This window comes from Gallintestinimicrobium propionicum (assembly GCF_025567525.1).
Classification (GTDB): domain Bacteria; phylum Bacillota; class Clostridia; order Lachnospirales; family Lachnospiraceae; genus Gallintestinimicrobium; species Gallintestinimicrobium propionicum.
Window position 1 is genome coordinate 1 of sequence record NZ_JAOQJY010000003.1, and the last position, 21115, is coordinate 21115.

Annotated in this window: 23 protein-coding genes and 2 pseudogenes; all 25 read right to left on the minus strand. The window is 46.5% G+C overall.

All coding sequences use genetic code 11. From position 1 onward, the window contains the following. Positions 1 to 1480 (minus strand): annotated as a pseudogene (locus OCV62_RS03120) (type IV secretory system conjugative DNA transfer family protein); the annotation flags it as partial. A 156-nt stretch (positions 1481 to 1636) separates the two neighbouring features. Next, positions 1637 to 3514, minus strand: a complete 1878-nt coding sequence (locus OCV62_RS03125) for an AAA family ATPase (protein WP_173700118.1) — start codon at positions 3512 to 3514, stop codon at positions 1637 to 1639. A gap of 16 nt (positions 3515 to 3530) precedes the next feature. Then, positions 3531 to 5039 carry a MobQ family relaxase gene (gene mobQ, locus OCV62_RS03130; protein ID WP_226840161.1) on the minus strand — a complete coding sequence of 503 codons (1509 nt, stop codon included), beginning with the start codon at positions 5037 to 5039 and terminating at the stop codon, positions 3531 to 3533. 252 nt (positions 5040 to 5291) lie between these two features. Beyond that, a complete protein-coding gene (locus OCV62_RS03135) occupies positions 5292 to 5612 on the minus strand; it encodes a DUF3847 domain-containing protein (RefSeq protein WP_465245351.1) in 321 nt (106 codons plus the stop codon). An 88-nt stretch (positions 5613 to 5700) separates the two neighbouring features. Beyond that, positions 5701 to 6723, minus strand: coding sequence for a DUF4179 domain-containing protein (locus tag OCV62_RS03140; protein ID WP_055304257.1), 1023 nt, complete (start codon positions 6721 to 6723; stop codon positions 5701 to 5703). Then, complete coding sequence (locus OCV62_RS03145) at positions 6720 to 7280, minus strand: RNA polymerase sigma factor (RefSeq protein ID WP_055304255.1); 561 nt, start codon at positions 7278 to 7280, stop codon at positions 6720 to 6722. Before OCV62_RS03145 ends, OCV62_RS03140 begins: the two co-directional genes overlap by 4 nt. A gap of 83 nt (positions 7281 to 7363) precedes the next feature. Beyond that, positions 7364 to 7666: a hypothetical protein gene (locus OCV62_RS03150; RefSeq protein ID WP_055304253.1), complete on the minus strand. Its 303-nt coding sequence runs from the start codon at positions 7664 to 7666 to the stop codon at positions 7364 to 7366. A gap of 134 nt (positions 7667 to 7800) precedes the next feature. Then, a complete protein-coding gene (locus OCV62_RS03155) occupies positions 7801 to 8016 on the minus strand; it encodes a transposon-encoded TnpW family protein (protein WP_055304251.1) in 216 nt (71 codons plus the stop codon). 79 nt (positions 8017 to 8095) lie between these two features. After that, entirely contained in the window at positions 8096 to 9946 is a 1851-nt protein-coding gene (locus OCV62_RS03160) for a recombinase family protein (RefSeq protein ID WP_055304249.1), read from the minus strand. A gap of 45 nt (positions 9947 to 9991) precedes the next feature. Further along, on the minus strand, positions 9992 to 10342 hold the full coding sequence (locus tag OCV62_RS03165; RefSeq protein ID WP_262585087.1) for a conjugal transfer protein TraG: 351 nt from the start codon (positions 10340 to 10342) through the stop codon (positions 9992 to 9994). A gap of 20 nt (positions 10343 to 10362) precedes the next feature. Then, entirely contained in the window at positions 10363 to 10836 is a 474-nt protein-coding gene (locus tag OCV62_RS03170; protein ID WP_055261068.1) for a PcfB family protein, read from the minus strand. 81 nt (positions 10837 to 10917) lie between these two features. Beyond that, the gene (locus OCV62_RS03175) at positions 10918 to 11106 is read right to left on the minus strand and encodes a hypothetical protein (protein WP_044999310.1); all 189 of its coding nucleotides are present in this window, start codon (positions 11104 to 11106) and stop codon (positions 10918 to 10920) included. A 123-nt stretch (positions 11107 to 11229) separates the two neighbouring features. Further along, entirely contained in the window at positions 11230 to 11637 is a 408-nt protein-coding gene (locus OCV62_RS03180; RefSeq protein WP_416822281.1) for a methionyl-tRNA formyltransferase, read from the minus strand. A gap of 51 nt (positions 11638 to 11688) precedes the next feature. Beyond that, the gene (locus OCV62_RS03185) at positions 11689 to 12435 is read right to left on the minus strand and encodes a hypothetical protein (protein WP_262585092.1); all 747 of its coding nucleotides are present in this window, start codon (positions 12433 to 12435) and stop codon (positions 11689 to 11691) included. A gap of 17 nt (positions 12436 to 12452) precedes the next feature. After that, positions 12453 to 12779 (minus strand): DUF6050 family protein, encoded by a 327-nt coding sequence (locus tag OCV62_RS03190; protein ID WP_006858009.1) that lies wholly within the window; start codon positions 12777 to 12779, stop codon positions 12453 to 12455. Continuing rightward, the gene (locus tag OCV62_RS03195) at positions 12760 to 13848 is read right to left on the minus strand and encodes a DUF6017 domain-containing protein (RefSeq protein WP_006858010.1); all 1089 of its coding nucleotides are present in this window, start codon (positions 13846 to 13848) and stop codon (positions 12760 to 12762) included. The genes OCV62_RS03190 and OCV62_RS03195 overlap by 20 nt, the downstream gene beginning before the upstream one ends. A gap of 16 nt (positions 13849 to 13864) precedes the next feature. Beyond that, positions 13865 to 14743 (minus strand): ParB/RepB/Spo0J family partition protein, encoded by an 879-nt coding sequence (locus tag OCV62_RS03200; RefSeq protein ID WP_262585093.1) that lies wholly within the window; start codon positions 14741 to 14743, stop codon positions 13865 to 13867. After that, positions 14736 to 15518 (minus strand): ParA family protein, encoded by a 783-nt coding sequence (locus OCV62_RS03205; protein ID WP_158436725.1) that lies wholly within the window; start codon positions 15516 to 15518, stop codon positions 14736 to 14738. Before OCV62_RS03205 ends, OCV62_RS03200 begins: the two co-directional genes overlap by 8 nt. A gap of 25 nt (positions 15519 to 15543) precedes the next feature. Then, on the minus strand, positions 15544 to 15717 hold the full coding sequence (locus tag OCV62_RS03210; RefSeq protein ID WP_006858014.1) for a hypothetical protein: 174 nt from the start codon (positions 15715 to 15717) through the stop codon (positions 15544 to 15546). Then, entirely contained in the window at positions 15717 to 16181 is a 465-nt protein-coding gene (locus OCV62_RS03215; RefSeq protein ID WP_262585094.1) for a DUF6075 family protein, read from the minus strand. The genes OCV62_RS03210 and OCV62_RS03215 overlap by 1 nt, the downstream gene beginning before the upstream one ends. 234 nt (positions 16182 to 16415) lie before the next feature. After that, positions 16416 to 17906: pseudogene (gene lysS, locus OCV62_RS03220) on the minus strand (lysine--tRNA ligase); the annotation flags it as partial. Positions 17907 to 17947: 41 nt separating this feature from the next. Further along, positions 17948 to 18430, minus strand: a complete 483-nt coding sequence (greA, locus tag OCV62_RS03225; protein ID WP_021914116.1) for a transcription elongation factor GreA — start codon at positions 18428 to 18430, stop codon at positions 17948 to 17950. 73 nt (positions 18431 to 18503) lie between these two features. Further along, positions 18504 to 19274: a hypothetical protein gene (locus OCV62_RS03230; RefSeq protein WP_262585097.1), complete on the minus strand. Its 771-nt coding sequence runs from the start codon at positions 19272 to 19274 to the stop codon at positions 18504 to 18506. A gap of 8 nt (positions 19275 to 19282) precedes the next feature. Further along, positions 19283 to 20251 carry a tRNA dihydrouridine synthase DusB gene (gene dusB / locus OCV62_RS03235; protein WP_262585098.1) on the minus strand — a complete coding sequence of 323 codons (969 nt, stop codon included), beginning with the start codon at positions 20249 to 20251 and terminating at the stop codon, positions 19283 to 19285. 75 nt (positions 20252 to 20326) lie between these two features. Next, the gene (locus tag OCV62_RS03240; RefSeq protein ID WP_021914113.1) at positions 20327 to 21103 is read right to left on the minus strand and encodes a type III pantothenate kinase; all 777 of its coding nucleotides are present in this window, start codon (positions 21101 to 21103) and stop codon (positions 20327 to 20329) included. Between the last annotated feature and the right edge of the window lie 12 nt (positions 21104 to 21115).

Consider the following 21115-nt stretch of genomic DNA (forward strand, 5'->3'; position numbering starts at 1 on the left):
AACCCCAGCCGTACACATCTTTGAAAGTCTTATTCTTGTTCACGCCCTCGCCGTGCTGGGCAAGGTAAGCGGACGGAATGAGAATTTTTTCTTCTTTCAGCTTGCTGGCGATCTGATACGGACCGTAGCCGTCAATCGTCATGGAAAAGATGCGCTTGACCACCTCTGCGGCTTCGGGGTCAACCAGCCATTGGTCTCTGGCTTCGTTCCAGAGATAGCCGTAAATGACCGTGCCTGTGAGGTGCTTGCCGGACTTGCCTTTGGACTGGAAAGTGGAACGGATTTTACGGCTGGTGTCTCTGGCATAATACTCGTTCATGATGTTGCGGAAAGGGGTAAAATCATCGTCCCCTCTGGCACTGTCCACGCCGTCATTGATGGCGATAAGGCGAACGCCACGCTGACGCAGAATTTCCATAATCTGACCGACTTTCAGATAGTCACGACCCATGCGGCTCATGTCCTTGATACACAGGTACTCCACATTCCCGGCTTCAACCTCTTTCATCATTGCCAAAAATCCGGGGCGGTCAAAGCAGGTGCCGCTAATGCCATCGTCTGTAAAATGGACAATGTTTGTAAAGCCCTGCCGTGCGGCGAATTCCTCCAACATTGCCTTTTGATTGGATATGGAATTGCTCTCACGCTGTTGGTCATCATCTTTGCCAAAGTCATCACGGCTCAATCGTTCGTACAGAGCTGTGATTTTCTCGTTTTTTCTCATAGCTTGCGCTCCTTTCTTCGGTTTTAGGTTGTGTGTTCTAAGAGACTTCCCAACCGCTTGATTAAGAAGTCTTTTAGAGCATACAACACCCGCCGCCAGCTTGTATTTTTTATACTGTCTGACCGCAAAGTGGTTCGGGTTCTCCTTTTCCAGCTCCTCAAACAGCAGGTCAACCGCATTTTTAAAATTCTCATCATCTTCCCTTGCTTCACTGGCATCCACCAGATCAATCAGCATGGAAAAATTCTGTTCCTCCTCCGGTGCTTCGTACCAGATATATGCGATCAGGGCTGTATAATAGAGCTTTTCCGCTTTCACCCAGAAATCCTCAGAGGCTTGCTGTCCTTCCCCTTTGGTATTTACAATGATTGTGTTTACGAGTTTCAGAATGTCCTTTTCGCTACGGATATAAGCGAAAGGATTGTAATGCATTGATTTTGCAAAGTTAATCGTGTTCAGCACCTTGATCCGGTAATTATTCTTAGACAGCATTTTGCCACATTCCACGAGGACTGTGCCTTTGGGATCAGTCACAACGTAGGAACTGTGCATCTGCATGAGGTTCGGCTTAACAAAAAATCTGGTCTTGCCGGAACCGGAACCACCGATTACAAGTATGTTTTTATTTCTCGCATACTTCGGCTGTTTTGGTCTGCCCGACATCATAAGTCTCTCCGTTGCAGTTAATAATACGTTGTTCTCGAATACAGGATCAACATACGGTTCAATATCCTTGGCGGTTCCCCATGAAGCGTTTTGTCAAGTGCTTTTTAGAGTTATTGACGCAACATAGGCTCTTTTTTCCACGATAAAGCCCCACGCGGTCATACATGGGGCGGTGGGATTATGGTTGAAGTGGCGAAGTGGCAAAGTGGCAAGGTATCTGGGTTTTGCCACTTGGATTTTGCCAGTTCACTTTTTTAGGGCGTGATACCATGCTGCGCCGATACGCTTTGAGGTAATGCGTCCGTCAAGGTTTTTCTTTGCCGCCCGGACAGTACGGGCAGAAATCCCCGCGTCGGCTGCGGCTTTCTCTATGTCCTCGCTGGCAAGTTCTTTTCCGTCTGCCAGTAGGTCAAGTATCAGCTTTTCAGCCTGTTCGGTTTTGGTGGCGTTGTTGCCGCCCGCGCCGGACAGCAGCTCGTCGGCAGTTATATCATATTCGCCTATCCACTCAAAGCCTGTTTCCGGGTCAAGGCAAAAGGCAACGGGCTTTCCCTCCGGCGCAAGGGAAGATTTGTCGTGAATGATAACACGAACATTCGGCTCACGCTTCACGCGCCCGATTAAAAGGACGCTCCTTGCTGCGGCTCTAAAGTCGATAGAACCTAAGCCCCTGTATGCGCTCTGTCCTCCGGCAGCTTTGTTGAGGTGTCCGATAAGGATAACGGCGCACCCGGTACGCTCTGCAACTTCGGCAAGGCGGCGAAAAATGGGGCGCACCTCGTTTGCTTTGTTCATGTCGGCTTTGTCGCCCATATACGCCTGTATGGGGTCAAGGATAATCAGACGCGCCCCGTTCTGTATGATTGCTTTCTCTATGCGCTCGTCGGACAGGGTAAGCTCCCGTTTTGCTTCATCAATCACAAGCACCCGGTCAAGGTCTGCGGCGGCTTCTATCAAGCGGGGCTTGACGGTATCGCCCAAACCGTCCTCGGCGGTCTGATAAATCACTTGAAACGGCTGTATAGGCTTCATGCCCGGAAGCGTCCCGCCAGTGGTACAGGCAGCGGCAAGGCGCAGCGCAAAGGTGGTCTTGCCCTCGCCGGGGTTGCCCTGTACTATGGTTACTTTCCCAAAGGGGATATACGGCTCCCATAGCCATTCAACGGTCTGTGTGTCAACCTCGCTCATGCGGATAATCTCAACGGTTTCTTCCTGTGGCGGTTCTTTCAATCCATAGACAGCTTCCCGCAGATATTTCCCGTCTGTGATTTCGCCCCGGCGCGTCTGCACCTCGTTCCAGTCTTTGAAAAGAGGGATAAGGCGGTGGACGGTCAAGCCCTCCGGCATAAGCTCCACAAGGCGGCTGCAAGCGTCGTTTCCGGCTTTGTCGCTGTCAAGGCAGAGATATACGGTCTTGATGTTCGGGCGGTCAGAGAGAAAGCGCATAAGGGCTTTATCTCCCACGCCACCCAGCGCAAGATAGCTTTGCTTCTGCCAGTCCTTTTTGAACAGGCAGAGAAAAGATAAGAGGTCAATAGGGGCTTCAAAGACAAACAACCTTTCGCCCTCGCCCCGGTAGCAGAAGTTAAAGGCTTTATCGCTGCCTTTCACATCAAGCCGGAAGTTCCCGGCTGTGCCGCGCTGATGAGCGTAGCGTGGTACTCCGTCCTCGTCCCGTCCCACAAATATGGCGTTATGGTGGGCGGCTTCCTCGTAAATATCCCCGGTGGAAAAGAAAAAGCCCGACACATCTTCATCAATGTGGCGGGCGGCTGTGAGGTAGTTCCTCGCTATGCGGTTGTCGGAGCTGCGGGGCGGCAGTCGGAAGTCAGAAAAGGACGCAGGGCTTGGTCTGTCCGGCGGTGGTGCTGCGCCTTTTTCTCCTGTCAGCAGTTCTACGGCTTCGGTAAAGCTCTTACCGAAAAACTCCATGACAAAATCAATGGGTGCGCCGCCTTTGCTTTGGCTGTGCCTGTACCATTTGTTTCCCCGGATAGTCAAGCTGTCGTGCCGTTTCCAACGGTATTCCTGTCCGGCGCGGGTAAGCTGCTCGCCCCGTCCTTGAAGAAAAGAAACAAGGTCGGCTTGGTTGGCTCGGTCTATTTGTTCTTGGGTGTAATACATAAAATTTCAACTCCTTTCAGCGGTCTATATCATGCCGCTTGGTACGGTTCTGTGTCTGCTCCGGCTGCTCGGCTCTCAGCGCAATATCAACGCACTTGCGTATCTTCTGAAGCTCGGCAACCTCGGCGCGGGTAGCTTTCAATTTGGTGTAGTCGGTATCTCTCTGCTCTTTGAGGTCGGCGTATTCCTGTTTCCATTTGGAGATAGGCAGCGTCTTTGTATCTGTCAGATTTGCATGGAGATAGCGGCTTGCTGCATTCCATAAGGTTAGCTCGGCGCGGTGGGTTTCCTCATACTTATCCCGTTTGTTCGTCCAGCCGTTTTTCAGCTTTTTCAGTTCTGCATGAATGGGCTTGTACTGCAAATAATTCTCGCCGTTCTCTATCAGCTTTTGCAGCTCTTTCATGCGCTGCTCGGCGGCTTTCATTCCCTCCCGGATTGAAAAGGCTTCATCACTGACAGAGGAAAGAGAAGCGTCCAACTCGTCAAGGGTAGAGATACCATGCTCCGCAAGATAATTCGCCGCCTGTGATATGGTTTTCAGTTCGTCGGCTGCGTGTTGGTGCTGCCAGCTCTGCGAATACTTCCGGCTCTTTTCCCTCTGAACGCCCAAATACTTCATCAGAAGATTTGCAAGGTTCGGAGATTTTGGCGGTTGTTGTTTTCTTGGGGAAGTTTCCCACGCCGCAAGCAGTCCGGCAATCCATTCTTTGAGGTTGCCGATCTGCGCCCGGATTTCCTTTATCAGTCTGTTTGATTTGCGGATAGCCCGGTTCAGTTCGCCTTTCTCGGTGGCTATGCCTTTCTTCTCCATTTGACAGGCGGCTACGCCCATGTGGACAGTAGGTATCTCGTCAATTCCTCTCTCGGCGTTGCTGCGGTGGTCGATACGCTCTGTGCTTCCGGCGCGTTCAAGATAGCTGTTTGAAATATCAGCCCACGCTTTGCGCCACAAGAGGGCGTTGCCTTTGTCGTTCCAGCCTGTGAGGTCAACCTTGTGGGTCTTGTATCTGCCATTCGGCAAGCGTATGCGCTCCCCGTTTTCATCAAGGTCATATTCCTTTTTAGACTTCGCCGCCCACGCGCCGCGCTCGTCAAGTGGTCGCATGGTCAGCATGATATGACAATGGGGGTTGCCGCTGTCGGTGTCATGGATAGCAAAATCCACGCACATTCCTTTAGAAACAAATTGAGAGGAACAGTATTCCCGGACAAGCCGTATCTGTTCCTCTCGTGATAATTCTATGGGGAGTGCTGCGTCAATCTCACGCGCAAGCTGGGCGTTCCCGGCTTTCTCATAAAGTTCCACGCTGTTCCATAGGGTAGAACGGTCAGAGAAAGAGGGCGGGGCATGGGGCGGCAGCATGATTTCGGTATGGACAACGCCGCCTTTGCGGGTGTAGTCGTGGGTCATTCCGTCCCACTCGTTTGTCAGCTTTTCGCCGCTTCGGTAGGCGGCTGCGGCAACTGCTGATTTGCCTTTGCCCCGACTGACTATGCTGATGTTACAATGGTAAATGGCTATGGGTATCACCTCCAGTATAGCGGATATAAAACTTGTGGAAAATGAATAGCTTGCGTAGCAAGGTGTTCGGTTTCCGCAAGTACACAAAAGGGTAGACAGCGCAAGCTGTCGCAGGGGAAGTGTAGCGTCCCCTGTCTGCGGCAAAGCCGCCAATCGTAGCGCGGGGTAAAATCCCTGTGCTTAAGATAAAGCCCTCGGCAGAGCGCACACGCCCGTTAGGGTGTATAAGTGCGCCCTTAGTGTCTAAGGGATTTATTCAGCGTTCCCGTTCTCGGCTCGTTTTTTCAGATATTCCCGTACCAGCTCACTCGTCAGTGCAAACCTAAGAAGTGCTGCGGCTTCCTCGTCGCTCATGTTCTTTGCTTCCGGCACAATGCTTTCAAAGACTGCGCCTCGGACAATAAGGCGGTGGCTGCGTGTCCGGCGTTCCTCTTGCGACAGCTTTTGCCGCAGCACCTTTTCCCGGTTCTCAAACTGCCGGATTTTCTTTTTTCCGTCCTCGATTTCGGCTTGCAGTTCCTCGCGGGTTTTCTCTCTTGGCTTTGTCATGGTTGATCGCTCCTTTCTGCTCATAGCATAGAAAAGAGCAGCCGTTTTTGTGTGAAAAAGGCTGCTCTCATTGAATTATTTGGTTTGTATTTATATCGGTAACTACGAAAACTTATTGACTTATGCTTTCTAAAGGGAAAGTAACACTCCAATTTCCTTCGATATGTGTATCGCTCGTAACAAAATATCCATATACTTTATATTGGGTTAAATCAACATCTGACAAATCATAAACATATTCCACATACCGTTCTTGATGTTCACTATCAGTAGAAAATGCAATATTTGCGATACAGTGGATTTCCTCTCCTTTGTCATTTTTGAAATAGATATAGCCATGATTATCCGTTTCTAAACTATCCTCGTACTTGACTTGTATATGCAATTTCCCATCCACATATCCCATGGCTGTAATATCTACCTCAGCAATAGGGGAACACAGAATACCTGTTGTTTTCAATGCCTGAAAATTGTTTTCCATTTCATTGTAGTTTGTTCCCCCACCACCCCAAATTTGAGTCGGGGTAATTGTTTTTGGTGTAGCACTAATTTGGGTCAAATCCAAATCTGTCAATATCGCATCATATTCCTGCTTATTGCTCAGCATTTCTCGGACACAAAAAGTAATTTTCTCACCAATAATGTCTTTTTCATTCCATTGTGATATAGAAATTAGGAAAGTGGCGGTTTTTGTTTCGGTGTCATAGCTTATATTTTCACACGAACTGCTACAATCAAAAGGTGTATTGATACTAAAGCTATCAAACAAATCTGTCGTTTCATCAATTCTATCTCCGTCAATATCTTGTACGGAAATAAAAATCTTTGCTTCGCTACCCTCAACATAAGCCGAAATTACTTCAAACTTAATCCCATTATCCTCGCAGGACATACTAACAGGCTTTAACTTTTGGGCAATTGCCGGAGATACCTTGTAGAGTAGATTATAAGCTGGTCCAAAATCTGCTGCCGCTAATGCTGGAACAGACATGGTAAAAACAAGGAGCAAACTGGCTACCATAGCTCCCCATTTAATCCAAATGGGCTTCTTGACCTTTTTCTTATAGTTAAGGGCTTCGTCAATGTATTTGTTGTCAAGCTCGCTCATAGCGTCGGAAAACTTCTTTGCGTTCATATAAAGACCTCTCTTTCAATTAAATATTGTTTCATCTTTTCGCGGATACGGGTCAGCCGGACAGAGACATTTTTCTCTGAAAGCCCCACAACCTCGGCTATGTCTTTGTAGCTGTCAGAAAACCAATAGCGGCGCATGAAAATAACGCGGTTTTCAGTAGTCAGCGTATCTAAAAAACTTTCAATGATACGGGCTAATTCTTTAGCTTCAATTTCTGCTTCTACTGTGTGAGTATCTGCTACATAGGTTTCAATTTCCTCCAAAGCAATCGTGTAATGGCTGCTTCGTTTGGCTGCTTCCTTTCTCCAATAAATTTTGATTGAAATGTTCCGAACGATTTTCAGAACATAGGATAAAAGTGGGTTAGGTCGTGCAGGGGGAATAGTGTTCCATACACCTAAATAAGCGTCGTTTACACATTCCTCTGCGTTCTGCCTACTTCCTACGATATGATAGGAAAGATTGTGGCAGACTGTTCCGTATTTTATATCCAACTCCCGTATGCCTTGTTCTGAACGTTCAAAAAACATTTCTATGATTTTTTCATCCTCTATCATTGCACCGCCTCCTCTCCGGCTTCACCTATATACTACGGTTTTAACGACGAATACTACATCAAATCTCAAACTTTTTCAAAAAATTATACCACACTTCGCGTGAGATTGCTTGCGTTAGCTTTCGCCGCTTCGCTGGCGGCTCTCCGGCGTTGCTCATTGTATGGGGCGGTCAGACGGAAAGAGAAACGCCCCTTTGCAATATCAAACTCCATGCAGCCTGTTTCGTGGTCTGTGTCGGTCTGGTAGCACTCGTCGGGGTACTGCTCGGCATAAGCGGCAAGCCGCTTTTTGAGGTTGGTGTTGTGGGTGCGGATATGGATAAGGGGGTCTTTCTCGTCAAACCATATATCGGTGGTCTTTTCCTGTTTGGTAAGCCCTGTTCTCATGCAAGCTCCTTTCTGCGTCCCTGTTACGCAATAGGGGTGTTTTTCGGGTGTTTTCCTCGGCTCTTGACTTGGGGAAAACTGCGTTTTTGACGATAAAAACCGCCCAAACGGGGAATGTATCGTCGGGGCGGCTGTTATCGCAAGATTTCTGTTTTTTCCGGCTCTTGACCGTCAGACGCAGAAAAACGCAGACTGTCGGCAAGTATCGTTTTCAGCAGCTTGTCGGAGAATGTTTCTGTGGCGTTGTGGTTAAAAAACAGCTCCGCAACAATGGTCTGCCCGTTTCTCTGTGTCGTGATAACTCCGTCCGGTTTGGTCGGTGGGGTGGGTGTTCCTTTCTTTTCTGTCAATAGGTTACTCCTTTCTCCGGGCGTAAAAAAGGGACTTCCCGTAGTTCGGAAAATCCCTCTATGATGTTGCTATTCTGTTTTATGGTGCGGACAGTGCGGCGGCAGCCTGCGCCTTTTTCTTCGCCCGATATTCCCGCGCTTTGATACGGTCGTACTCCCGCCTCTTTTCAAGATTTCTCGCCCGGTATTCTCTTGAATAGTTGCGGTGGTAGGCGCGGCTCTTTTCCTTTCTTGCTTCTTCGATTTCCTCACGCATTTGCCGGATTTCCTGCTCTGTCGGCTCTGCAAGCTGTGTCAGTTCATTTTCAAATCTGCCGATATGGTTAAAATATATCCCGATATGCTGAATAGCCTGTTTCGCCCTTTTCTTGTCACGCTCATGCACTTCAATCCGGCTGATAAACTCGTTGAGGATAGTCGGGGTAAGGTCGGTAAAGTCAGCGTAACGGTCTATCAGCTTTACAAACTTCTGCGCCCGTCCTCCCGCGTTCTCAAAAGCGGATAGCTGTTCCCTAAGCTGTTCAAGCTCGGCTTTCAGTGAGTAGTATTCTTCGGAATACTTCTGCGACATCTGCTCATAGCGGTCTTGCGGGATAGTCCCCAGCGCGTTGTCCTCATAAAGTTTATTCAGCACCTTGTCAATCTGTTCAAGGCGCGTCGTGATTTGCGGGATACGCTTTTGCTGTTTCTTTGTCTTGTCGGTCTGCTGCATGGCAAGGCTCTTTTTCACTAAGGCTTCAAACTCTGCCCGGTTGCTGATAGAGTATTCCGCGATTTTTTTCAGCACATCTGCTACGGTCTGCATGAGCAGATCCGCGTCCATGATGTGCGGAGAGCTGCACTTGGGATTTTTGGCTTTTCCCTTGTGGTACTCGCTGCAATAGGCAACATGGCGCTTGCCGCCGTTTCGGTAATCTATGCGAATGTGCATTTTTGCGCCGCAGTCTTTACAGAAAAGCAAGCCGGACAGAGGGTGGATTTCTCCGTCCCCGTTGGGGCGTTTGACAGGTGCGTTTTCCAAAATCCGCTGCACATTTTCAAAGTCGGTGCGGTCAATAATCGGCTCATGCACATTTTCTGTGATGTGCCACTGGCTTCTGTCTACATAGTGGTTTCGCTTATCCCGAAAATGCTTTGTAGTCTTGAAGTTGACTACATCGCCGCAATACTCCTGCCGCGTGAGGATATGGGTCAGCGTGGCTTTGTTCCACTTGTAACGGTTATCCTCGTTGAGCGTCTTATTTTTACAAGTTCCCCGCCCGCGGTCTTTCATGTAGAAAGTGGGGGTTGGGATTTGCTCCTGTGTCAGATATACGGCGATTTGGTTTCGGTTTTTCCCGTCCAAAAACAGACGGAAAATAAGGCGTACAACCTCGGCGGCTTCCTCGTCGATTATCCAAAAATCCTTGTTGTCCGGGGCTTTGATATAGCCGTAAGGGGCTTCGGTGGCAATCGGCTTTCCACTCATGCCTTTGGTCTTAATGCCCGTTTTCACTTTCTTGCTGATGTCCTTTGCGTACCACTCCGACATGATATTGATAAAGGGGGCAAACTCTAATGTGTCGGGGTTTTCGCTGTCTATGCCGTTGTTGACTGCGATAAAGCGCACATTGTTCCGCCTGAAAATCTCCATAGCGTTTCCGACTTGGAGATAGTCGCGCCCCCAGCGGGTAAGGTCTTTCATAATACACACACCGATTTTTCCGCTTTCCACATCTTCAATCATGCGGGAGTAAGCAGAACGGTCAAAAAACCTGCCGCTTTCGTCGTCGTCAATGTAGTGCCGGATATTGGTTAGGTGCTGCCCTTTGGCGTAGTTCTCCAAAAAGATTTTTTGGTTCTGTATGCTGTTGCTCTCGCCGCCGTCCCTGTCCTCGTCGCCTACGGAAAGGCGGGAGTAAAGGGCTGTGATTTTATTGTAATTGCTCATGTGCATATCCTCCTGCGTCCATAAAGTCGTTGTTTACAGTTAAGATTATGCACTCCACCTTGCTGAACCGTACTCCACTCCCTGCCGGAATTTCTTTGCATTTTTCGCTTTATAATAAACTACCATACGAAATCCAATTCCGCAACCCACTCCTACCAGTAAATCCCTCGGCAGAAAACTTGGTAGCGGATTATGGAACGCACCTCCAATCCCATTGATTGTGTCCAACACCTTCTGTAAGGTGTTATCATCTGCCTGCTGTCCATACAGCCATGAAACCTTATTCAGAACATACCCGAAGATCACATAGGGAGCACATTTCAGGGCAAGCTGCTTTTTATTTACCCCTTTTGTTTTTTCTTTGAGAGTTTTCGGAATTGACTGCAAATCTTTCACAATCCCGTCAATGACCTTGCTTATAAGCTCTGTCCCTTGTCCTTATTTTTCTCTCTGCTGCGCTCCTTATTTTTATTCTGTGCAACAATCTTCTGAAGTCCTTTCAGTTTCTGTCTGAGTGACGGACGCTGCTGTTTTTTCTCATTAACTTTGACAAATTCCTTGAATGCCTGTGCAATCACATCGGCATCCTTGCCCTTGAAAAATACAAGATACTTGGGTGGTTCCATGGTCTTATCCTTTTTTACTGCGAAATCGACATTGTATTTCCTTGCAACACGCTCAAAGGATTTAATATTGCTATCCGTAACCTCAATGGACTTTGCACCCTCTCCCTGACCGACCAGCTTTTTTACCGGGATTTTCCCATGGGAAGGCTCCTTATGCTTCTGGTGTTCCAGATACATCTTCATCGCCTTCTGTAACACGCTTGCGGTCAGTTTGGAAGTCTTGATTGCAAGAGCAATGGTTTTCTGTGTTGTTTCCTCCTGCACGGTGTACCTCCTTCCTTATCTGCACCAACTTGATTTAGGGTGGAACCAACAGCCTGTGAAGCTGTGTTTTCATTGCCATACTTACTGCTCCTCCCCTTCCTCAAGGTCTTTATCCCACCAGTTCATTTCTTCCTCATAAAAATCCTCGAATATATCAGCAGGGATATTTTCTTTCTGCTTTCTCGCTTTCATAATGTCTCTTGCTATTTTTGCCACAATTACCACAGCAATAACAGCAAGCAATAATTTCTTCACATCTTTTCTGTTCATTTTCTTTTCCTTTCCACTTCTGGACGCTGTGACCAGAAGTTGTTGCAATAAAAAAAGCAGATACGAAACCTTTCGATCTCATATCTGCCTTAACGCTGTAAATTCTTCTATATCCTTTTTTGATTAGTAGAGCTTTGCACCTGCCGGAATTGCATCATCCAACATAACCAAGTTGAGTTTTTCCTCTCCGTTTACTGTATGGACAGCGGATAAAAGCATACCACAGGAATCAATTCCCATCATACTTCTCGGTGGTAAATTTGTAATTGCAAGTAATGTCTTTCCAACCAGCTCCTCCGGTTCATAATATGCATGAATACCGGAAAGAATAACTCTGTCAGTTCCTGTTCCATCATCTAAAACAAAATGTAACAGCTTCTTGCTTTTCTTTACCGCACTACATTCTTTTACTTTTACAACACGGAAATCTGACTTGCTGAATGTATCAAAATCTACCATTTCCTCAAATAATGGTTCTGTTTCCACCTTTGGCTCAACAGGCTGCTCAGTAACCTGTTCTTCTAAATTCATATTTTCATCGCACATATTCATTTTCCTCCAGACATAATAAGCTAATGCCCATTATAGCAGAAAAGCTGTGCTTTGAGAAGAAATTCCTAACTTAAAAATCGTGTACATCTTTGCACCGATCAGATTATTTTCTACCCATACATCGTCAAGCAACAAACAATGTGATAGCACTTCCAGATCATCCATGTTTATAAGCCGCTGAACAACTGTATTTGTATTCTTCGGTATTTCATGAGCTTCCATTGCAATATCCCGCCTTGCTTCCCTGCAATATTTATACAATCCTAAGATATACTTATTTGACAGGATAAAACCAAACGCATCATTATTCCGATACATCATTTTATGCTTTTCCCATTCCTCCGGCAATGAAAAATAGCACTTTGCTGTTTCGATATAACAATCTCCGTCATAAACTGGTTTCATCTTCTTTTCCTGCCGAAGCATCTGATGATATATCTTTTCCCGGTCAAATATACTTCTTGCTCTGGTAAAATCCGGTGTTCTTCCACGCATAAAAGTATAAACATTGTTGATCACTGTTTTTCCTGCCAAAGATTTATAATTCCCTACCCTGTGAAGGTACTGCAATACCTCTGTTAGCTTCTCCTCAGAAGTAATCTCTTGGTAGTTCTCTGTATCAATCTCCATTTGTTCAAAAGTTAATGGTGTGCTTCCTTTTTTGATTTCACGCTCCATGATACGCTTGGTATCTCTCATTGATTCCATATCATTTCCTTTCCACTTCTGGACGCTGTGACCAGAAGTTATAAAACAAGCAGGTATAAAAACTTTCATTTCATACCTGCTCCTGTTCAGCAAGAAATTCTCTTTCCTGCAAGTTCCATTATGATATTGATTACTTCCCTAATGATTGCAATAATTTTTATTGCAAGGACAATCACTCCGATCATGCCGCCTATGACTGCGTCAAGTGCCAACACTCCAATGCTCCCTGCAATTCCAAAATTGCGAGGTATCAGCAGTACGAGCATCTTTTGTATGCCGAATGGAAATCCACTCATAATCCAGAATTGAAACCAGTTTACTCCGTTCTCTCCCAGACATATCCAGTAACACATATTCAGCCATACTGCAACAAATGCCAGCGGCAAAATCACCTTAAATAATACCCTTTTCATGCCATCCACCTCCATACATATCATGCTGCACTTCCTGCTGATAGAAATGATTTATCGTAGTTGGTGCATTATAAAGTGCTGTTATCATATACGCTTTGATATTTGTAATCTTTGTCGTTGTCTCTTTCATGCAACCAATCACATATTCCAGATGACTGCTGTTCAGTTTCAAGAATCTGGATTTTACAAGCTCATACGGATAATCCTCACCTGCAACTCGGATTGATTTTCTCTTTACGCACACTACTTCGCAGATTATCCCAAATAATTCGTCATAAAGTTCTTTTTCACCATAACCATCATACTTCATGTGATGATCATAATTGATATTTTCTTTAATCAGTTCTATGTATGCCTGTGCATCATCCATCGAATCAATCACATCATCTTGTGGCTTTTCTGTTGCAGATTGATTGATAGGATTGTTATAACTCTCCTCAGTATGGTTATAATTAGTCTGATTCATATAAGTCTGATTATAGTTAGTATAATTAGGGTTCGATTCTCCGACTTCTTGAGGTTCGATTTCCGAACTTCCAGAGGTTTGATTTTCTGACTTCCGAAAGTTCGATTTTCTGACTTCTTGAAGTTTGATTTTCTGACTTCCAGAAGTTCGATTTTCTGACTTCTTGAAGTTCGATTTTCCGACTTCTGTGATTTCATCAGCATTAGCAGGCTCTTTTTCGTCCATCTGCTCTGAAATTGAAGCAAAATTTTTCACATAAATTATATCCGGTTTTCCAAGTCCTCTGCGCACCTTTTCTACCAGACCAATTCCTTTTACAGAATCAAGCTCTGCCAATACCTTAACAGCTTTTTCCTTAGCGCATCCCAAATCCTCCATAATGCTGTCTATGGTATAAATGATGTATGCACGATTTTCATCGTCAAACCATTCATTTTTCATAGACAGCGACATACGATCAAGCATAAGTCCATACAATAATTTTGCATCACTGGACAGCTTCTTAAATCTCTCGTCCTTTATCAGCAGGCGTGGAACACGATAGAATGAGAACTGTTCCGCTTCTATTCCGTAATAATAGTCTAGCTGCAAAATTTCTCCCATTCTCGTCTCCTCCTTCCTACTGCGTATTTTTCCAGTTATCTAATAGCTGAAATATTATTTTTTCTATATCATCTGTGCTGTATGTATCCGGGAAATAACTGTTAATGCGTTCTGTTTTTATAACAACCTTACGCTCTACCGGCTTTTCTTTCTCCAGAAGCATACGCACCATTGGAAAGGTCAACTCTCCTTTTTTGTCACTTTCCTTCAGCATGGCACTCTGCTGTTTGGTTATGACAGCATTGGTGTCCTGTATGGCAACCAATACCCATTGCTGTGCATCCTCTGATAAAAACGAGATGTCCACCGCCTGCATAATGCCTATTTTCCCCGAATCCACCATATCAAGCAACAGTTCCGATAATCGTGAAATCCATATATATCTTTGAACAGTTTTTGCACTCTCTCCTGTAGCTCCTCCCAGTTCGTCCAGCGTAAGTCCACCTGCTCTGCTTCCCTGATGCTTCATGACTTCGTATTTCATGCGATATGCCTTCGCTTTTTCGCTTGGAAGAATATCTTCTCTTTGAATATTGCTGTCCACCATGATAATCGTGGCTTCATCGTCCGTATAATTACGAATAAACATCGGCATTGTATCAAGTCCTACAAGCTCACACGCATGTCTCCTTCGGTGTCCTGCAATAATTTCATAGCCGCCCTCAGCTCTTGGTCTTGCAATACCCGGCATCAGCACGCCATGCTCTCTGACACTCTCCACCGTCTCCTGCATCTTTTCATCGTCCAGTACCTTAAATGGGTGACCTTTGAACTCATGCAGTTCTGATAATGCAATTTCCTGTACCTGCTCTATTCCTGCCTGTGGCTGTCCATCTCCGAATAAATCATCGAAGCTGTTCAGTTTTACCTTTGCGGCACTTCCTGTTTTATTCATCTGCAAGCACCTCCTCTGTCAATGACTGATAGGCACTCGCTACTTTTCCATTTGGATCATGCTCATAAATGCTGACACCTTCAGCAGAAATCTCCGCAGCTCTTACCGACATCGGAATACTGTTTTCAAATATTCTTACCTTGCTACCATAATTCTCCACAACCAATGCACTGATGTCTTTTGCATAATTCGTTCTGTTATCAACCATAGTAAGCAGAATACCTTCAATCTCCAATTTTGGATTGATCTGCCTTTTTACCTTTCCTATGGTCTTTATAAGCTGTTCCAGACCTTTTACCGGCAGATATGCTGCCTGCACCGGAATAAGGATGCTGTCGGCACTTGCAAAGGCATTTATGGTAATCATGCCAAGGGAAGGCATACAATCAATCAGAATGTAATCATACCTTTCTTTCTGCTGTTCTATATAAGTCCGAAGCACAAGCTCCCTGCTCATGACATTTACCAGTGATACTTCCAATCCTGACAACTCTATATTGCCGGGCATAAGGTCTACACCCTCGTCGTGCTTTAGGATGCCATAATCCGGCTCCATATCTTCTTCATTGATGATATTCGCCATAATGGTTGCAAGAGATACATCCAGTTTATCCGGCTCCTGAAAGCCTAAACTTGCTGTCAGGCTTCCCTGTGCATCCGCATCTATCAGAAGCACCTTTTTCCCCTTTTTTGCAAGTCCAATACCTAGATTACTTGTTGTGGTGGTCTTTCCAACTCCACCTTTCTGGTTTCCGATTACTATAACTTTACACATGATGAAATTCCTCCAAATTCTACTATTATTCTTTTACATTGCTCTTTTTTACTTCTACATACGATCTGTAATATTTATCTGTTCCCTTGTTGGGATAGAGGTCTGACATTTCCAGAACCTCTACCTTTGGGTGTCTCTGCATGATTTTTTTGAACCATGTAATATCATTTTTTGTTCCCATCAACCGAATCTTTAACATCAATCATTTCCTCCAAACATTGCATACAAATTTTTATTGTATGTGGCATACTCCGGATAGCGAATCTGTATTGCCTGCCAGAAATATGGTGCATAGCAACAGCAGAACAAATCCTCTACTGAATATCTCCGGCACTCATCCACCTGCTCCTCTGTGTCCTGTTCATCATCCACGCTCGGTGTACCATTGCAATACAGATTAAATGCCATTCTGACAACCTTTGCACTTCCACTGGTCTGCCAGCCTTCATGCAGGCACTCCGGTTTTACACATCCAGTCTTGAAATTATAAATTCTATCCACATTTCTTCGTGTATCTTCGTTCATTCCAATGCAATAGCAAAATGCCTTGTGATATACATCTGCTTCTCTAACTTTCTGAATTTTTTCATAGTAGAATTTCTCATGTGCTTCACTGATAAAGTTAATATTTTCTTTTTCTGCTCCTAACGCTGTACTGTTCATACTGACTTCCTCCATTTTCTTATTTTGTTCCGTTGACCATAACAAAAAAGGACATTCCTCTAAAATTTCTTTTAGAAAAATGTCCTTATAGTACAAAATATGAACTTGAACTGACTCGATTTTAATTTAAAATCGTTTGTTTTAACCCTTTAAGATAGGTTATTTTGTCGTACTCCTGTCGTACCATACAAGTTGGAAGTCCGCAAACCCTTGATTTTATTGGTCTTTTTTATCCAATGACTTCATTGTCGGGAACAGTAATACGTCTCTGATCGCAGGGGAATTGGTCAGCAGCATTACCATTCTGTCGATACCAAAACCGATACCGCCCGTAGGAGGCATACCGATCTCCAGTGCGTTCATAAAGTCTTCGTCCGTTGTATTTGCTTCTTCATCGCCCTGGGAAAGCAGTTCTTCCTGTGCCTTGAAACGTGCTCTCTGGTCGATAGGGTCGTTTAATTCAGAATAAGCGTTTGCCATTTCCCAGCCGTTCATAAACAGCTCGAATCGTTCCACATAATCCGGATTTTCAGGCTTTCTCTTGGTCAGAGGAGAAATTTCTACCGGATGATCCATAACAAAAGTAGGCTGAATCAGATGAGCTTCTGCATATTCTTCGAAGAACAGGCTCAGGATATCGCCCTTCTTATGGCGCTCTTCGAATTCAATGTGATGTTCTCTTGCAACCGCTTTTGCCTCTTCATCGGAATGGATTTCATTGAAATCCACACCTGCATATTTCTTAACAGCATCCAGCATGGTGATGCGTTCAAAGGGCTTGCCCAGATCCAGAACATACTCGCCGTAAGGAATCTGTGTTGTGCCCAGAACCTCCTGCGCAACGAAACGGTACAGGTTCTCTGCCAGATCCATCATGCCGTGATAATCGGTAAATGCCTGATACAGCTCCATCAGGGTAAATTCCGGATTATGTCTGGTGTCAACACCTTCATTACGGAATACACGGCCGATTTCGTAAACGCGCTCCAGACCGCCTACGATCAGTCTCTTTAAATACAGCTCCAGGGAAATACGCAGCTTTACATCCTCATCCAACGCATTGTAATGCGTCTCGAAGGGTCTTGCAGCAGCGCCGCCGGCATTTGCAACCAGCATGGGAGTCTCCACTTCCATAAAGCCCTGTCCGTCCAGATAACGACGGATGGCGCTGATGATTCTGGAACGTTTTACAAAAGTATCCTTAACGTCCTGATTCATGATCAGGTCGACATAACGCTGACGATAACGCTGGTCAGTATTGGTCAGACCGTGGAACTTCTCAGGAAGTACCTGCAGGCTCTTGGTCAGCAACTCCACTTCGGAAGCATGTACAGAAATTTCACCGGTTTTGGTTTTGAATACTTCACCCTTTACACCGATGATATCGCCTACGTCATATTTTTTAAAATCTGCATAGGGCTCTTCCCCGATGTTGTCGCGGGCTACATACACCTGAATGCTTCCCTTTAAATCCTGAACATTGCAGAAGGATGCCTTGCCCATCACACGCTTGAACATGATTCTGCCTGCGATGCTGACGGTCTTGCCCTCCAGCTCTTCAAAGCCTTCCACAATGTCCCTGCTGTGTGCAGTCACGTCATATTTTACATGACGGAACGGATCCTTTCCGGCTTCCTGCAGTGCAGCAAGCTTCTCTCTTCTTACCTTCAGGATCTGGTTCAGATCCTGCTGCTGATTTTTCTGATTATTCTGTGCGTCTGCCACCTTACTTACTCCTTTTCCAGCTGGTCAGATCGGACCTGTCCTTAGTTGGAACGTTCAATCTCCAGCACTTTGTACTTAATCACACCTGCCTGGGTTTCTACCTCTACAATATCTCCGATCTTTGCACCAATCAGCGCTTTGCCAACCGGAGATTCGTTGGAAATTTTACCCTTTAAGCTGTTTGCTTCTGTAGAGCCGACGATTTTGTAATCCAGCTCTTCATCGTATTCCAGATCCAGGATCTTAACCTGACAGCCGATGTTGATGCGGTCTAAGTCAACCTCATCTTCTACAACAACCTCTGCATTCTTCAGGATCTTTTCCAGCTCTTCAATCCTTGCTTCGATATCGCGCTGTTCGTCCTTTGCTGCATCATATTCCGCGTTCTCGGAAAGGTCACCCTGTTCTCTTGCTTCTTTAATCTTCTGTGCTACTTCCTGACGTTTGACAACCTTCAGGTCATGCAGCTCATCTTCATATTTCCGAAGTCCCTGATAGGTAAGGATATTCTTTTTTTCTTCCATTTTGCTTTTCCTTTTACCTCATGAAAAATCTCGGGCGCAGGGATATTTTCCCGCGCCCTTTCGTTTCTTTTAATCAAATCGCATTATACCGTGCTTTCAGAGCAGTGTCAAGGTAATTTCGGGCGGAGATATAGGAGATATCGGCTCTTTTTTCCCTGATTTGCCGCCTTTTTTCGACATCAGACGTCAAATCCACATACAGGCTTCCAAATTCCGGATGTTCCTTCAAAATCCGGGCATTTACCCGAAGCTCCACAAGAACGGTTTTCCGTCCATCCGTTTCTGGTATTCTATTTACAAAACAGACTGGCAGACCGCTCTCCTCATACAGCCAGTCTGAAAAATGCTCCCACGCTGCTTCCTTCTGCCCCACCAGATACAAGCCGTTTAAATCCGCTGACACCAGTCGTAAAAAGTCCTCCTGCCAGAGACGAGACACGGGACGGATACCGTTTTCGCGTCCACGGCTCCATTGTCCCGCCGTTTCCTCTGCATCCGCAAGCAGCACCAGATTTTCTCGAAACGGCTGACCGCGCAAAATTTCTGCCGCCAGCGCTGCATCCGGCAACGGCGGCTGCCAATCCTCCCAGGCGGCTTCCAGCTCCGGCGTAAGCCAAAGCGCAGTCCCCTGCTCTTCCAAGGCGCTGCCAATCCGCTCCATCCACCAGCGCAGTCGCTTCGTGCCCTCGAGGCGGCATGGAAACAGATACAGGCTGACCCGATAGCCGCGCCACAAAAAACGTTCCAATCTCGGCGTTTCCCAGCGAAGTGCGCGGCTGCCCAAACGGGAGAACAGCGCTTCCCTGGCACGCGTCTCCAGCATAAAGTAAGCGATTTCTCTCATACACCAGTTTATGCCTCCAGCAGCAGTTTCATTCCCTCCATCAGCTCTTCCATCGTCTCCATGCTGTTGATCTGTCTGCGCAGTGCAGCCGCATGCGGCAGTCCGGTCGTGTACCACGCCAGATGCTTGCGCATTTCGCGCACAGTGATATATTCACCTTTGTAGGTACAGGACAGCTGTGCATGGCGGAGGATCATCTCGTACAACTCCCGGCGGTTCGGGCGTGCCGGAATTTCGCGGTCTTCCAGTGCTGCCAGAATTTCCCGGAAAATCCACGGGTTGCCCTGTGCGCCACGTCCGACCATAATGCCGTCGCAGCCGGTCTGCTCAAACAGCCGCAGCGCACTTGCCGCGTCCACAACATCCCCGTTCCCGATAACAGGAATTTTTACCGCCTGCTTTACCTGTGTGATGATGTCCCAATCCGCCGTTCCGGAATAATACTGCTCCCGCGTCCTGCCGTGCACCGCAACAGCCGCAGCGCCGGATTCCTGCGCGATTTTTGCCATTTCAACCGCATTGACGTGCGCATCATCGAAGCCCTTGCGAATTTTTACCGTCAGGGGCTTTTGAATCGCTTTTGCCGTTTTTTCTATAATTTTTCCCGCCAACAGGGGATTTTTCATCAGGGCACTGCCCTCGCCGTTGTTGACCACCTTCGGCACCGGACAGCCCATGTTCAGATCCATCACCGCAAACGGACGTTCTTCAATTCGTTTTGCCATCTCGCTGACGATATCCGGATCAGAGCCGAACAGCTGCAGGGAAACCGGTCCCTCGTCCGGATGAATCTGCATCAGTTCTTCGGTATTTTTGTTATGATAAAGAATCGCCTTTGCGCTGATCATTTCCGAACAGACCATTCCTGCCCCCTGCTCATGGCAGAGCAAACGAAATGGCAGGTCGCTGACACCTGCCATTGGCGCTAAAATCACAGGATTTGCAAGGCTCACGTTTCCGATCGTAAGCTGTTTCATAATCCTCCTTTTTCGGAAGCATTTTTACTTCCTGCGTTTTCCGACAGCAGAACACACCCTTCTGCTGCCCGGAACTTATTTTCCGCTGCAGTTTTTCTCGTACAGAATCCGCAGTCCATCCAGCGTCAGGGCGCTGTCGTAAATGTCGATCGTATCTGTTTCATCGGCAATAATCCGTCCCAGTCCGCCGGTCGCAACAACCTTCAGATCCGTGATACCGGTTTCTTTTTTGACCTGATTGATGATATATTCGGTCTGACCGATCTGTCCGTAAACCAGACCTGCCTGCATACTGGAAATCGTTTCCCGCGCCAGAATGGAATCTGGCTTTTTGATTTCAACCTCCGGCAGGCGTGCCGTATCCTCCCACAGCGCCTTTGCAGAAATTCGAATGCCGGGTGCGGTGATGCCGACACCGAATCTTCCGTCCTCTGTAACGAGGTCGTAGGTCGTCGCCGTTCCAAAATCCAGAACCAGCACAGGACCGCCGTACTTTTCATAAGCGGCGACTACGTCCACAATTCTGTCCGGTCCGATTTCCTTTGGATTCTCGGAGGTGATCTTGATGCCGGTTTTGATTCCGCTGCCGACGATCAACGGTTCGGTATGCAGATAGCGCACAACCGCGCCGATCAGCGCATGCATGACCTTCGGCACAACGCTCGCAATGATTGCGCCCCCGACCTTCCGGCGGTCGATCTGATTGTTCTGCAGCATCGCCAGAATCTCCGTGCCGTATTCGTCCGAAGTACGCATCGTCCGGGATGTCATCCGAAACGTCGTAACCAGTTTTTTGGACTCGTATACACCAAATGTAATATTTGTATTTCCTACATCAATTACTAAAATCATTCTTTCAACCTC

Excerpts from the sequence above, each read along its gene's own strand:
- OCV62_RS03185 (WP_262585092.1), bottom strand. The coding sequence starts at position 12,435 with ATGAAAGTTTTTATACCTGCTTGTTTTATAACTTCTGGTCACAGCGTC.
- OCV62_RS03210 (WP_006858014.1), bottom strand. The coding sequence starts at position 15,717 with ATGTTAAAGATTCGGTTGATGGGAACAAAAAATGATATTACATGGTTC.
- OCV62_RS03135 (WP_465245351.1), bottom strand. The coding sequence starts at position 5,612 with ATGAGCAGAAAGGAGCGATCAACCATGACAAAGCCAAGAGAGAAAACC.
- greA (WP_021914116.1), bottom strand. The coding sequence starts at position 18,430 with ATGGAAGAAAAAAAGAATATCCTTACCTATCAGGGACTTCGGAAATAT.
- OCV62_RS03230 (WP_262585097.1), bottom strand. The coding sequence starts at position 19,274 with ATGAGAGAAATCGCTTACTTTATGCTGGAGACGCGTGCCAGGGAAGCG.
- OCV62_RS03160 (WP_055304249.1), bottom strand. The coding sequence starts at position 9,946 with ATGAGCAATTACAATAAAATCACAGCCCTTTACTCCCGCCTTTCCGTA.
- OCV62_RS03195 (WP_006858010.1), bottom strand. The coding sequence starts at position 13,848 with ATGGGAGAAATTTTGCAGCTAGACTATTATTACGGAATAGAAGCGGAA.
- OCV62_RS03190 (WP_006858009.1), bottom strand. The coding sequence starts at position 12,779 with ATGAAAAGGGTATTATTTAAGGTGATTTTGCCGCTGGCATTTGTTGCA.
- OCV62_RS03240 (WP_021914113.1), bottom strand. The coding sequence starts at position 21,103 with ATGATTTTAGTAATTGATGTAGGAAATACAAATATTACATTTGGTGTA.
- OCV62_RS03145 (WP_055304255.1), bottom strand. The coding sequence starts at position 7,280 with ATGATAGAGGATGAAAAAATCATAGAAATGTTTTTTGAACGTTCAGAA.
- OCV62_RS03140 (WP_055304257.1), bottom strand. The coding sequence starts at position 6,723 with ATGAACGCAAAGAAGTTTTCCGACGCTATGAGCGAGCTTGACAACAAA.
- OCV62_RS03175 (WP_044999310.1), bottom strand. The coding sequence starts at position 11,106 with ATGAACAGAAAAGATGTGAAGAAATTATTGCTTGCTGTTATTGCTGTG.
- OCV62_RS03125 (WP_173700118.1), bottom strand. The coding sequence starts at position 3,514 with ATGTATTACACCCAAGAACAAATAGACCGAGCCAACCAAGCCGACCTT.
- OCV62_RS03150 (WP_055304253.1), bottom strand. The coding sequence starts at position 7,666 with ATGAGAACAGGGCTTACCAAACAGGAAAAGACCACCGATATATGGTTT.
- dusB (WP_262585098.1), bottom strand. The coding sequence starts at position 20,251 with ATGAAACAGCTTACGATCGGAAACGTGAGCCTTGCAAATCCTGTGATT.
- OCV62_RS03205 (WP_158436725.1), bottom strand. The coding sequence starts at position 15,518 with ATGTGTAAAGTTATAGTAATCGGAAACCAGAAAGGTGGAGTTGGAAAG.
- OCV62_RS03180 (WP_416822281.1), bottom strand. The coding sequence starts at position 11,637 with ATGAATTTAGAAGAACAGGTTACTGAGCAGCCTGTTGAGCCAAAGGTG.
- OCV62_RS03215 (WP_262585094.1), bottom strand. The coding sequence starts at position 16,181 with ATGAACAGTACAGCGTTAGGAGCAGAAAAAGAAAATATTAACTTTATC.
- OCV62_RS03200 (WP_262585093.1), bottom strand. The coding sequence starts at position 14,743 with ATGAATAAAACAGGAAGTGCCGCAAAGGTAAAACTGAACAGCTTCGAT.